Origin of the sequence: Nocardioides alkalitolerans DSM 16699, assembly GCF_000426525.1 — a bacterium.
Lineage (GTDB): Bacteria > Actinomycetota > Actinomycetes > Propionibacteriales > Nocardioidaceae > Nocardioides > Nocardioides alkalitolerans.
On record NZ_AUFN01000012.1, the window covers coordinates 80,358 to 92,552 of the forward strand.

Below are 12,195 nucleotides of genomic sequence, written 5' to 3' on the forward strand. Positions count from 1 at the left end.
CTCCCATTAACGTCACACTCGTGTTGTGCAAATCAGTGGAGGACAGGTGCGAGCGGGTTCTGCCCGTGGCGCCGAGGCCGACGCACCCACCCGGGCGCGCGTCGTGCAGACGATCCTCCAGAACGGCCCGTCCACCGCGGCCGACCTCGCCGCCGCGCTCGACCTGACGCCGGCCGCCGTACGTCGTCACCTCGACCAGCTGGTAGAGGAGGCCGTGGTCGTGGCGAGCGAGCAGCGCATCCGTGGTGCCCGCGGCCGCGGCCGTCCCGCCCGGGTCTTCGCCCTGACGGAGACCGGCCGGGAGCAGTTCGACCACACCTACGACGACCTCGCCGTCCAGGCCCTGCGCTTCCTGGCGGAGACGGGCGGCGACGACGCCGTCCTCGAGTTCGCCCGCCGACGGGTCGCGTTCATCGAGCGCGACTTCGCCCGCGTGCGCGACGAGGCGCCCGACCTCAGCCCCGCCGAGGTGCTGGCCACCGTCCTCACCGACGAGGGCTACGCCGCCAGCGTGCGCGAGTCGCCCATCGGCGAGCAGCTGTGCCAGCAGCACTGCCCCGTCTCCCACGTGGCCCACGAGTTCCCCCAGCTGTGCGAGGCCGAGACGGAGGCCATCAGCGCCGTCCTCGGCCGCCACGTGCAGCGTCTCGCCACCATCGCCCACGGCGACGGTGTCTGCACCACCTGCATCCCCCGTCCCCCCGCGGTCCCCCGCGCGAGCAGTCCCACCGAACCCGAGCGAAACGGAGCGTCCGCATGACGACCTCACCGAGCATCGACGAGCTCAACCCCGGCCTCGACGGCATCGGCCGCTACGAGTTCGGCTGGTCCGACAGCGACGCTGCCGGCTCGACCGCCAAGCGCGGCCTGAACGAGGCCGTGGTGGCCGACATCTCGAGCAAGAAGAGCGAGCCCCAGTGGATGCTCGACCAGCGGATGAAGGGCCTCAAGCTCTTCGGCCGCAAGCCGATGCCCAAGTGGGGCGCGGAGCTCGAGACGATCGACTTCGACAACATCAAGTACTTCGTGCGCTCCTCCGAGAAGCAGGCCACCAGCTGGGAGGAGCTGCCGGAGGACATCAAGAACACGTACGACCGGCTCGGCATCCCCGAGGCCGAGAAGCAGCGCCTCGTCGCCGGCGTCGCCGCGCAGTACGAGTCGGAGGTCGTCTACCACTCGATCCGCGAGGACCTCGAGGAGAAGGGCGTCATCTTCGTCGACACCGACACGGCGCTGAAGGAGCACGAGGAGCTCTTCAAGGAGTACTTCGGCACCGTCATCCCCGTCGGTGACAACAAGTTCTCCGCGCTGAACACGGCCGTGTGGTCCGGCGGCTCGTTCATCTACGTGCCCAAGGGCGTCCACGTCGACATCCCGCTCCAGGCCTACTTCCGCATCAACACGGAGAACATGGGCCAGTTCGAGCGCACCCTGATCATCGCCGACGAGGACTCGTACGTGCACTACGTCGAGGGCTGCACCGCGCCGATCTACAGCTCGGACTCGCTGCACTCCGCGGTCGTGGAGATCATCGTGAAGAAGGGCGCCCGCGTCCGCTACACGACCATTCAGAACTGGTCGAACAACGTCTACAACCTCGTCACCAAGCGCGCCACGTGCGACGCCGGCGCGACGATGGAGTGGGTCGACGGCAACATCGGCTCCAAGGTGACGATGAAGTACCCGGCCATCTACCTCATGGGCGAGCACGCGAAGGGCGAGACCCTCTCGATCGCGTTCGCCGGCGAGGGCCAGCACCAGGACGCCGGCGCCAAGATGGTCCACGCCGCGCCCCACACCTCGAGCTCGATCCTCTCGAAGTCGGTCGCCCGTGGTGGCGGTCGTACGTCGTACCGCGGCCTGATCCAGGTCAACGAGGGTGCGTACGGCTCGAAGTCGAACGTGCTGTGCGACGCGCTCCTGGTCGACCAGATCAGCCGCTCGGACACGTACCCGTACGTCGACATCCGCGAGGACGACGTCTCGATGGGCCACGAGGCGAGCGTCTCGAAGGTCTCCGAGGACCAGCTGTTCTACCTGATGAGCCGCGGCCTGGCCGAGGACGAGGCGATGGCCATGATCGTGCGCGGCTTCGTCGAGCCGATCGCGAAGGAGCTCCCGATGGAGTACGCCCTCGAGCTGAACCGGCTCATCGAGCTGCAGATGGAGGGCGCAGTCGGCTGACGCACCGGTGGCGGGCCACCTCGACCTCGGTCGGGGTGCCCGCCCTCGGCGCGTCCCGCGCCCTCCCGCCCCACCCGCAACGTTCGAAAGACGAGAGACGTGACTGTGATCGACGAGACGCCTGCCGACGCGCAGGCCGTGTCCAACGCCGTGGAGACCGGCAAGGTGCTGAGCCACCTCCACCCCGAGCCGTCGTACGACCTGGCCGCGCACCCCGTGCCGACCGGTCGCGAGGAGATCTGGCGGTTCACGCCGCTCAAGCGTCTGCGCGGGCTGCTCGACGACGAGGCCTCGGACGCCCACCTCGAGTGGTCGTCCACGCTCCCCGCCGGGGTGACCCTCACGCCGATCACGGCCGAGGAGGCGCGCGACCTGGACGAGTTCCTGCCGTCGGACCGCCTCGCCGCCCTGGCGATCGCCCACGGTGACGGCGCGATGCTCCTCGACGTGCCCGCCGACGCCGAGCTCGACGAGCCGGTGCGCCTGAACCTCACGGGCACCGGCCTCGACCAGATCGTCTGGGGTCACCTCGTCGTCCGCGTCGGTCGCCACGCCAAGGCCACCATCCTCATCGAGCACGCGGGCGCCACGCGCTACAGCCACGCGACGTCCGTGCTCGTCGGCGACGGCGCCCAGCTCGACCTCGTGACCGTGAACGACTGGGCCGACGGCTCGGTGCACGCCGGCCAGACCGGCATCCGCGTCGGCCGCGACGCCCGCGTGCGCGCCAGCGAGTTCACCATCGGTGGCGACCTCGTGCGCACGGCCACGAACGTCGAGTACGCCGGCCCCGGCGGCGACGCCGAGCTGCTCGGCCTCTACTTCGCCGACGCCGGCCAGCACATCGAGCACCGCATCTTCGCCGACCACACCGCGCCCCGCACCAAGTCGAACGTCGTCTACAAGGGCGCGCTCCAGGGCCAGGGCGCCCACACGGTGTGGATCGGCAACGTCCTCATCCGCAAGGTCGCGGAGGGCATCGAGACGTACGAGGAGAACCGCAACCTCGTGCTCACCGACGGCTGCCAGGCCGACTCGGTGCCGAACCTCGAGATCGAGACCGGTGAGATCGAGGGAGCGGGCCACGCGTCCGCGACCGGCCGCTTCGACGACGAGCAGCTCTTCTACCTGCGCTCGCGCGGCATCGAGGAGTCCGAGGCGCGACGTCTCGTGGTGCACGGGTTCTTCAACGACCTGATCCGTCGGGTCGGCGTGCCCGAGCTCGAGGAGCGCCTGCTGGCGGTCGTCGAGTCCGAGCTCGAGCGCCACGTGCTCGCCGACAAGGTCGGCTGAGGCATGGCCTTCGAGCGCGTCTGCGCGGTGGACGACGTGGCGGGCGACTCCGCCCACGCCGTCACCGTCGGGGACCTCGACGTGGCGGTCGCCCGCGACGGTGACGACTTCTACGCCATCGAGGACCTCTGCAGCCACGCCGCCGTCGCCCTCTCCGAGGGCGAGGTCGAGGACTGCCACATCGAGTGCTGGCTGCACGGCTCGCTGTTCGACCTGAAGACCGGTGCCCCCACCGGCCTCCCCGCCACCGAGCCGGTGGCCACCTACCCGGTCGAGGTGCGGGGCAGCGACGTGTACGTCGACGTCGCCACCACGCTCAACGGCGTCACGCCGAGCTGACCACCGGCGCCGCGTGCGCCGTACCCGAGAACTGCCGAAGCTGGAGATGAGAGAGATATGAGCACGCTGGAGATCAAGGACCTGCACGTCTCGGTCACGACCGAGGACGGCCCCAAGGAGATCCTCAAGGGCGTCACGCTGACCATCAAGGACGGCGAGACCCACGCGATCATGGGCCCCAACGGCTCGGGCAAGTCGACGCTCGCCTACTCGATCGCCGGCCACCCCAAGTACACGGTCACGAGCGGCACCGTCACCCTCGACGGCGACGACGTGCTCGAGATGAGCGTCGACGAGCGCGCCCGCGCCGGGCTGTTCCTCGCCATGCAGTACCCGGTCGAGGTGCCCGGCGTCTCGGTCGCGAACTTCCTCCGCACCGCGAAGACCGCCATCGACGGCGAGGCGCCCAAGCTGCGCACGTGGGTCAAGGACGTCAACGCGGCTATGGCCGAGAACGGTCTCGACTCCACGTTCTCGACGCGCTCGGTCAACGAGGGCTTCTCCGGCGGCGAGAAGAAGCGCCACGAGATCGCCCAGCTCAACCTGCTGAACCCGAAGGTCGCCGTGCTCGACGAGACCGACTCGGGCCTCGACATCGACGCCCTGAAGACGGTCTCCGAGGGCGTCAACCGCTTCGCCGAGGCCGGCGACAAGGGCGTCCTGCTCATCACGCACTACACGCGCATCCTGCGCTACATCAAGCCCGACTTCGTGCACGTGTTCGTCGCGGGCCGCATCGCCGAGCAGGGCGGCCCCGAGCTGGCCGACCAGCTCGAGGCCGAGGGCTACGACAAGTACGTCAACGCCGCCGTCTGAGTCCGTCCACCACGTCCGAGAAGTCCCGGGATCGAAGGAGACACCATGGAAGGCTTGCTTCCGCAGCTCGAGGTCGTCCGCAAGGACTTCCCGATCCTGGAGCGGACCCTCGCGGGCGGCATGCCCCTCGTGTACCTCGACAGCGCCAACACGTCGCAGAAGCCGCAGTGCGTGATCGACACGATGGTCGACCACCTCGAGCGCCACAACGCGAACGTGGCGCGGGCGATGCACCAGCTCGGCGCGGAGGCGTCGGAGGCCTTCGAGACCGGTCGTGACCGGGTGGCGGCGTTCATCGGCGCCCCGTCGCGCGACGAGGTGATCTTCACGAAGAACGCCTCCGAGGCGCTGAACCTGGTCGCCAACACGTTCGCGTGGGCCCGTGGCGACCTGGCGGTGGGCGAGGGCGACGAGGTCGTCATCACCGAGATGGAGCACCACTCCAACATCGTGCCGTGGCAGCTGCTCACGCAGCGCACGGGCGCGACGCTGCGGTGGTTCGGCCTCACCGACGACGGCCACCTCGACCTCGAGGGCATCGACGACCTCATCACCGAGCGCACGAAGATCGTGTCGCTGACGTGGGTCTCGAACATGCTCGGCACCGTCAACCCGATCGCCGCGATCACCCGCAAGGCGCACGAGGTCGGCGCGGTCGTCGTCGTCGACGCCTCGCAGGCGGCGCCGCAGCTGCCGATCGACCTGGCGGCGATGGACGAGGCCGAGCGCCCCGACGTCATCGCGTTCACGGGCCACAAGGTCGTCGGCCCGACGGGCATCGGCGTGCTGTGGGGCCGACGCACCCTGATGGAGCAGCTGCCCCCGTTCCTCGGCGGCGGCGAGATGATCGAGACCGTGACGATGGAGCGGTCGACGTACGCCGGTCTGCCCCACCGCTTCGAGGCCGGGACCCCGCCGATCGTCGAGGCCGTCGGCTTGGGCGCGGCGGTGGAGTACCTCTCCGACCTCGGGATGGAGGCGGTGCACGCGCACGAGCAGGCCATCACGGCGTACGCGCTCGAGGGCCTCGCCACCGTGCCCGGCCTGACCGTCCTCGGGCCGCTGGACGCCACGCAGCGCGGCGGTGCGATCAGCTTCGAGGTCGACGGGGTGCACCCGCACGACATCGCCCAGGTGCTCGACTCCCGCGGGGTCGCGGTGCGCGCCGGCCACCACTGCGCCAAGCCGGCGCACGCCCGGTACGGCGTCCAGTCGTCGACCCGGATGTCGTCGTACCTCTACACGACGCCGTCGGAGATCGACGCGCTCGTCGAGGCCCTGGAATACACCCGTTCCTACTTCAAGTTGGGTTGAGCGTGAGCGCGACTGAGCTGGATGCCCTCTACCAGGAGATCATCCTCGACCACTACAAGAACCCCCACAACAAGGGACTCCGCGAGCCGCACGAGGCCGAGGTCCACCACGTGAACCCGACCTGCGGCGACGAGGTGACCCTCCGGGTGCACCTCACCGGCGAGCCCGGCGCCGAGACGGTCGCCGACGTGTCCTACGACTCGGTCGGCTGCTCCATCTCGCAGGCGTCGGCGTCGGTGCTCACCGACCTCGTCATCGGCAAGCCGGTCGACGAGGCCCTCGCGATCCACGAGTCGTTCCTGACCCTGATGCAGGGTCGTGGCAACGTCGAGCCGGACGAGGACGTGCTCGAGGACGGCATCGCGTTCGCCGGTGTCGCCAAGTTCCCTGCCCGCGTCAAGTGCGCCCTCCTCTCGTGGATGGCGTGGAAGGACGCGACGGCCCGAGTCATCCAGGAGAAGGCATCATGACCCAGCCCGACCAGCAGACCGTCGCCAACGTGGACGGCCCCGTCACCGGCGAGGTGACCGACGCGTCCGCCGAGGCGCTCGAGACCTCCGGCGGCGCCGCCACCCCGTCCGCCGACGCCCCGGCCGAGGCCGCCGTCGCGGCCCCGGACCACAGCGACCTGCCCGACGTCCCCGAGGCCACCACGGTCACGGTCGACGGCCCCAACGGCACGTCCACGAGCCGCTCCAGCAGCGTGAGCATCGAGGACGTCACGGAGGCCATGAAGGACGTCGTCGACCCCGAGCTCGGGATCAACGTCGTCGACCTCGGCCTCGTCTACGGCGTGCACCTCGACGAGGAGTCGAACGCGGTGCTCGACATGACGCTCACGTCGGCGGCCTGCCCGCTGACCGACGTCATCCAGGACCAGACCAACTCCGCGCTCGAGGGCCTCGTCAACGACGTGGCCATCAACTGGGTGTGGATGCCGCCGTGGGGCCCGGACAAGATCACCGACGACGGCCGCGACCAGCTGCGCGCCCTCGGCTTCAACGTCTGAGCGACGCGACCCCCTCGTGGTCGACGTCGTCGTCCCGCCGGAGCGGCTCGACCGCTGGCTGGCCAACTTCGGCGAGCGCCACGGGGGAGTGACGACCGAGGTCGTCGACGGCCGTCTCGCCGGCACCGGCGAGGACGGGTCGACGTTCGCCGCCGCCCTGCCCTTCGGCCGCTCGTACGCCGGCCCCGCGGACGCCGCGGCGTTCCGAACCGCCGCGGAGGCGCCCGAGACGTGGGGCGTGCTCCTCGTCCGCAAGGGCGGCTTCGCCGTTGCCCGTCTGGCCGCCGCTCGCACTGTCGCGAGCAAGGTCGGGCGGCGTCACGTGCAGGGGCGCAGCAAGGCCGGCGGCCAGAGCCAGCAGCGCTTCGCCCGACGGCGCGACAACCAGGCGCGGGCCGCGTACGACGCCGCCACCGACCACGCCGTGGCCGTGCTCGGTGAGCGCCCCCTGCCCCTGGTGACGGGCGGAGACCGCGCCGCGATCGCCCTCGTGCTGGAGGACCGGCGCCTCGCCCGGCACGCCGTGGTCGACCCGTGGCTCCCCGTGCCCGAGCCGCGACGTGCCGAGCTCGAGGGCGCGGTGGCCTCGGCCCTGGGGCTTCGGGTCGAGGTCGTGAACGCCGACGGGTCCTGACGACCCTCGTGCTCAGCCGGTGTGACTGAACAGCGGGTCGCGGCGGGCGGGGATGCTCCAGACCACGGCCGGGACGGCGCCCTCTGCGAGCCGGGCGGTCCAGGTCGGCCAGCTCGGCGGCCCGGTCGACGTCACCGACCACGACGGCGAACTCCTCGTGGTCGCCCGTCGGCAGGCCCTCGACGGCGTCGCCGACCGAGAACCCGTCGCCGGTGCAGGCGGTGAGCAGGGCCCCCATCGGCAGCACCGCGGCGGCCAGCACCAGCGGTCGACGGCGGACACGCGACGGACGAGGGGTGGAGGAGCGCACGGACCCCGTCGTACCCGTCGTGGCAGCGGCGAAACCGCAGGTCAGGCAGCGTGTCCGGGCGGTGGCGGCCCCCTGGCTCTGCCAGACTGCGGAGCATGTGGCAGCCCGACGACGGCTGGGAGGTGCTGCCCGGCGGCCTCGGCCCCTCCACCGCAGGGGTCTGGATCGACCGGACGACGCACCCGCCGAGCGTGGTGAAGCGCCTGGTCGCGCCCGTCGACGACGAGGTCCCCGAGCTCTCCGACCCGGCCCACGCGGCCTGGTGGCGCCGCGCCGGGGCCGTGGCCGTGTCCGGAGTGGTCGACCGGACCGCCGGCCTCCGCGCCGTCCCGGTGCTGGACGTGGCCGAGGACCCGGAGGGGCTCACGCTCCGCACCGCCTGGGTGCCGCCCGAGACCCTGCCCCGCCTGTTCGTCGCCTCCCGGCTCGGCGCCTTCGCGGCGACCCCCGTGCCGGACGTGCCGTGGCTCGCGCGCGGACAGCTCGACGACCGCCTGCGGCGCGTCGAGCGCCACGGGGGCTGGCGGACCCTGGGCCGCACGACCGTGGCCGACGTCGCGGAGCGGCTCTGGTCGCGACGGGCGACCTACCTGGGCCGGCTCGCAGCGCTGCCGCAGGTGCTCCAGCACGGCGACCCGGTCGCCGGGAACTTCGCCGCCCGCGACGGCGACGACATCCTCACCCTCGACTGGTCGACCCTCGGGACCGGCCCGGTGGGCGGCGACCTCGGCTACCTCGCGCTCTCCTCGCCCGAGGAGCTCGACGTGCTCCTGGACGCGTACGTCGCCGCGCTCCCGGCCGGGCTCGCGACCCGCGAGCAGGCGCTCCTCGGCGCGCGGGTGACGGCCGTCTACACGGTGCTGAACCGGGCCGAGTGGGCCCTGGCCCGCGCGGCCGACGGGGAGGGCGCGCTGGCGGGGAAGTTCCGGCACCCCAGCGTGGCGCCGTACCTGCGGGCGCTGCAGCGCCAGTTCGGCCACCTCGAGGCCCTGCTCTGACCGAGGACGTCCCGCCGGCGTGACGCAGACGTCCCCGTGATGCGCCCCACGTCACGTTCCGGGATGCGGGGCCCTCCGGCGGCGCGCCGTAGAGTCCTCTCCCGATGATCACCGCACAGAACGTCGAAGTCCGTGCGGGTGCCCGCCTCCTCATGGAGAACGTCTCGTTCCGCGTCGCGGCCGGCGACAAGGTCGGCCTCGTGGGCCGCAACGGCGCCGGCAAGACCACCCTCACGAAGATCCTCGCCGGCGACGCGCTGCCCGCCTCCGGCAAGGTCGTGTCGAACGGGGACGTGGGCTACCTGCCCCAGGACCCCCGCATCGGCGACCCCGAGGTGCTGGCCCGCGACCGCATCCTGTCCGCCCGCGGGCTGGACGACGCCGTACGTCGCCTGCGCGAGGCCGAGGAGCAGATGGCCTCCGACGACCCCGCCGTCGCCGAGCGCGGCATGAAGCGCTACACCCGCGCCGACGCCGAGCTGCACGCCGGGGGCGGGTACGCCGCCGAGGCGGAGGCCGCCACGATCGCGGCCAGCCTGGGCATCGAGGACCGCATCCTGGGCCAGCAGCTGAAGACGCTCTCCGGCGGCCAGCGCCGCCGGGTCGAGCTCGCGCGCATCCTGTTCTCCGGCGCCGAGGTGCTCATCCTCGACGAGCCCACCAACCACCTCGACGCCGACTCGATCATCTGGCTGCGCGACTTCCTGAAGGCCCACAAGGGAGGCTTCATCGTCATCAGCCACGACAACGCGCTGCTCGCCGAGACGGTCAACAAGGTCTACCACCTGGACGCCAACCGCTGCGTGATCGACGTCTACAACATGGGCTGGAAGCACTACCTGACCCAGCGCGAGACCGACGAGAAGCGCCGCAAGCGCGAGCGCATGAACGCCGAGAACAAGGCGAAGACCCTCACCGACCAGGCCAACAAGATGCGGGCCAAGGCCACCAAGGCGCAGGCCGCGCAGTCGATGCTCAAGCGCGCCGAGAAGATGATGGCCGGCATCGAGGGCGAGCGTGTCGCCGACAAGGTCGCCAAGATCAAGTTCCCGTCGCCCGCCCCGTGCGGCAAGACGCCGCTGACCGCGGCCGAGCTGTCGCGCGTCTACGGCTCGCTCGAGGTGTTCACGGACGTCAACCTGGCGATCGACCGCGGCTCCCGCGTCGTCATCCTCGGCCTCAACGGCGCGGGCAAGACCACGATGCTGCGGATCCTCGCCGGCGTCGATCCGCCGGACACCGGCACCGTCATCCCGGGCCACGGGCTCAAGGTCGGCTACTACGCCCAGGAGCACGAGACGCTCGACACCGGGCGCACCGTGCTGGAGAACATGCAGAGCGCCGCTCCGCAGCTCACCGACACCGAGGCGCGCACCGTGCTGGGGTCGTTCCTGTTCTCGGGTGACGACGCCAACAAGTCCGCGGCCGTGCTGTCGGGCGGCGAGAAGACGCGTCTCGCCCTGGCGTCGCTGGTCGTCTCCAGCGCCAACGTGCTGCTGCTCGACGAGCCGACCAACAACCTGGACCCGGCGTCGCGCGAGGAGGTGCTCGACGCGATCCGTCGCTACGAGGGCGCGATCATCCTCGTCACCCACGACGAGGGCGCGGTGCGCGCGCTCGAGCCGGACCGCGTGCTGATCCTCCCCGACGGCGTCGAGGACCTCTGGAACGAGTCCTACGCCGAGCTGGTCTCGCTGGCCTGATCCTCGGCCGGTACGGCGAGGGGCGTCGGCTCGCTGCGTCCGCGCAGCACCTCGGACCCGGCGGGTCGCCACCGGGCGGCCTCGTCGGGGTCCGCGGCGTCGACGCTCTCGCACGACACCAGCAGGAGGCCGGGCCGTGCCTTGGCGAGCTCGGTGAGCCGGGCCGCCTGGTTCACGGCGTCACCGATCACCGTGTACTCGAACCGGCGCTCGTCACCCACGTTGCCGGCGACGGCCTCGCCGGTGGCCACGCCCACCCCGGCGCGGATCTCGGGCAGCTCGTCGGCCAGGCGACGCGCCACCGCCCGCGCCGCCCGGAGCGCGTCCCCCGCGTGGCCGGGCCGCTCGACGGGGGCGCCGAAGATGGCGAGCACCGCGTCGCCCATGAACTTGTTCACCAGCCCGCCCTGGCGGTCGACCTCGTCGATGACGACGGCGCAGAAGCGGTTGAGGAGGTCGACGACCTCCGCGGCCGAGCGCTCGGTCGCGAGCGTGGTCGAGCCCATCAGGTCGACGAACAGCACCGAGACGGTGCGGGTCTCGCCCCCGAGGGCCACGTCGCTCCCCAGGGCCGCCTCGGCCACGTCGAGACCGACGTGGCGCCCGAAGAGGTCCCGGATGCGCTCGCGCTCCCGCAGCCCGGCGGCCATCCGGTTGAACCCGGCCTGCAGGAGGCCGAGCTCGGTGGCGTCGTAGACCGGGATCTCCACGTCGAAGCGGCCCGACTCGACCTGGCGCAGGGCGTCGCGCACCGACGCGAGCGGGCCGACGACGGCGCGGGCGTTGAGCCCCGTGATGAGGAGCCCGAAGAGCAGCACGACCGCGCCGAGCACCAGGGCCACGACCGCGAGCCGGGTGCGGCTCACCTGGTCGTCGCCGGCCAGCGCGAGGATCGCGACGAGCAGGAGCCCGCTGAGCGGCACCGCCGTGCCGAGGACCCAGAACGTGATCATGCGGCGACGTACGCCGGAACCCCGCCCGGCCGGCGGCACCCCGGAGGCCAGGGCCCGGGCCGTCACGGGCCGCAGCACGAACTCGGTGAGCAGGTAGGCGATCGCGCAGACCACCACGCCCGCGATCCCGACGGCGACGCCGATGGTCAGCGCCAGGCTGGGCTGGAGCCCGAGGGCCAGGCCGGTGAACAGGCAGGTGCCCACGAACCAGAGGCCGGCCTGGCGGGCCGTGACGTAGCGGGGGACGAGCACCGCGCGCCGGCGCTGCTTCTCGTCGGGCTCCCGGCCGTCGCGGGCCCACTGCAGCACGCGGAGCACGCGTCGGGTGATGACGGTGGCCCCGAGGAGGACGGCCAGCCCGACGTACACCGGCAGCGCGATCGCCATCGCGAGCCGGAGCCCGCCGTCGAGCGGCTCGTCGGGCCTCACGAGCAGCAGCACGGCCCCGACCACGAGGGCGCCGATGACGTTGGTGGCGACCAGCACCGTCGTCAGGAGCAGCTGGATCCGGACGCGCAGGGCCCGCCGGCTCTGGTCGGCACCACCCAGGAGCCACGAACCGTAGGGACTCCGGCTGGACACGTGGTGCATCGTAGGGCTCCGCGCTCCCGGTGTCCGGGAACAGCGACGAGCGACGGACGG

At 71.7% G+C, this 12,195-nt stretch carries 12 protein-coding genes; 11 read left to right on the forward strand and 1 reads right to left on the reverse strand.

Annotation, left to right across the window (positions count from 1 at the left end):
• The first annotated feature begins 46 nt into the window (after positions 1-46).
• The 11 genes from K329_RS26005 (at position 47) to K329_RS0110130 (ending at position 10,600) form a co-directional block, all read left to right on the forward strand.
• Complete coding sequence (locus K329_RS26005; protein ID WP_043642979.1) at positions 47-760, forward strand: helix-turn-helix transcriptional regulator; 714 nt, start codon at positions 47-49, stop codon at positions 758-760.
• Positions 757-2,184 (forward strand): Fe-S cluster assembly protein SufB, encoded by a 1,428-nt coding sequence (gene sufB / locus K329_RS0110080; protein ID WP_028472937.1) that lies wholly within the window; start codon positions 757-759, stop codon positions 2,182-2,184. The genes K329_RS26005 and sufB overlap by 4 nt, the downstream gene beginning before the upstream one ends.
• Positions 2,185-2,292: 108 nt before the next feature.
• A complete protein-coding gene (sufD, locus tag K329_RS26010) occupies positions 2,293-3,477 on the forward strand; it encodes a Fe-S cluster assembly protein SufD (protein ID WP_157571694.1) in 1,185 nt (394 codons plus the stop codon).
• A gap of 3 nt (positions 3,478-3,480) precedes the next feature.
• Complete coding sequence (locus K329_RS0110090) at positions 3,481-3,816, forward strand: non-heme iron oxygenase ferredoxin subunit (protein WP_028472938.1); 336 nt, start codon at positions 3,481-3,483, stop codon at positions 3,814-3,816.
• Positions 3,817-3,873: 57 nt separating this feature from the next.
• Positions 3,874-4,632, forward strand: coding sequence for a Fe-S cluster assembly ATPase SufC (sufC, locus tag K329_RS0110095; RefSeq protein WP_028472939.1), 759 nt, complete (start codon positions 3,874-3,876; stop codon positions 4,630-4,632).
• A 45-nt stretch (positions 4,633-4,677) separates the two neighbouring features.
• Positions 4,678-5,946 carry a cysteine desulfurase gene (locus K329_RS0110100; RefSeq protein WP_028472940.1) on the forward strand — a complete coding sequence of 423 codons (1,269 nt, stop codon included), beginning with the start codon at positions 4,678-4,680 and terminating at the stop codon, positions 5,944-5,946.
• A gap of 2 nt (positions 5,947-5,948) precedes the next feature.
• The gene (gene sufU, locus K329_RS0110105) at positions 5,949-6,416 is read left to right on the forward strand and encodes a Fe-S cluster assembly sulfur transfer protein SufU (RefSeq protein ID WP_028472941.1); all 468 of its coding nucleotides are present in this window, start codon (positions 5,949-5,951) and stop codon (positions 6,414-6,416) included.
• Between the two features lie 233 nt (positions 6,417-6,649).
• Complete coding sequence (locus tag K329_RS31675) at positions 6,650-6,955, forward strand: metal-sulfur cluster assembly factor (RefSeq protein WP_028472942.1); 306 nt, start codon at positions 6,650-6,652, stop codon at positions 6,953-6,955.
• Between the two features lie 16 nt (positions 6,956-6,971).
• Positions 6,972-7,589, forward strand: a complete 618-nt coding sequence (locus K329_RS0110115; RefSeq protein ID WP_028472943.1) for an acVLRF1 family peptidyl-tRNA hydrolase — start codon at positions 6,972-6,974, stop codon at positions 7,587-7,589.
• A gap of 405 nt (positions 7,590-7,994) precedes the next feature.
• Entirely contained in the window at positions 7,995-8,897 is a 903-nt protein-coding gene (locus K329_RS0110125; RefSeq protein ID WP_028472944.1) for a phosphotransferase, read from the forward strand.
• Between the two features lie 104 nt (positions 8,898-9,001).
• Positions 9,002-10,600 carry an ABC-F family ATP-binding cassette domain-containing protein gene (locus tag K329_RS0110130; RefSeq protein ID WP_028472945.1) on the forward strand — a complete coding sequence of 533 codons (1,599 nt, stop codon included), beginning with the start codon at positions 9,002-9,004 and terminating at the stop codon, positions 10,598-10,600.
• Here K329_RS0110130 and K329_RS0110135 read toward each other — a convergent pair.
• On the reverse strand, positions 10,573-12,135 hold the full coding sequence (locus tag K329_RS0110135; protein WP_245596515.1) for an adenylate/guanylate cyclase domain-containing protein: 1,563 nt from the start codon (positions 12,133-12,135) through the stop codon (positions 10,573-10,575). The two genes, K329_RS0110130 and K329_RS0110135, sit on opposite strands and share 28 nt — an antisense overlap.
• Positions 12,136-12,195: the final 60 nt, after the last annotated feature.

Coding starts and splice junctions, on each gene's coding strand:
- sufB (WP_028472937.1), top strand. CDS start 757: ATGACGACCTCACCGAGCATCGACGAGCTCAACCCCGGCCTCGACGGC.
- K329_RS0110090 (WP_028472938.1), top strand. CDS start 3,481: ATGGCCTTCGAGCGCGTCTGCGCGGTGGACGACGTGGCGGGCGACTCC.
- sufC (WP_028472939.1), top strand. CDS start 3,874: ATGAGCACGCTGGAGATCAAGGACCTGCACGTCTCGGTCACGACCGAG.
- K329_RS0110100 (WP_028472940.1), top strand. CDS start 4,678: ATGGAAGGCTTGCTTCCGCAGCTCGAGGTCGTCCGCAAGGACTTCCCG.
- K329_RS0110125 (WP_028472944.1), top strand. CDS start 7,995: ATGTGGCAGCCCGACGACGGCTGGGAGGTGCTGCCCGGCGGCCTCGGC.
- K329_RS0110130 (WP_028472945.1), top strand. CDS start 9,002: ATGATCACCGCACAGAACGTCGAAGTCCGTGCGGGTGCCCGCCTCCTC.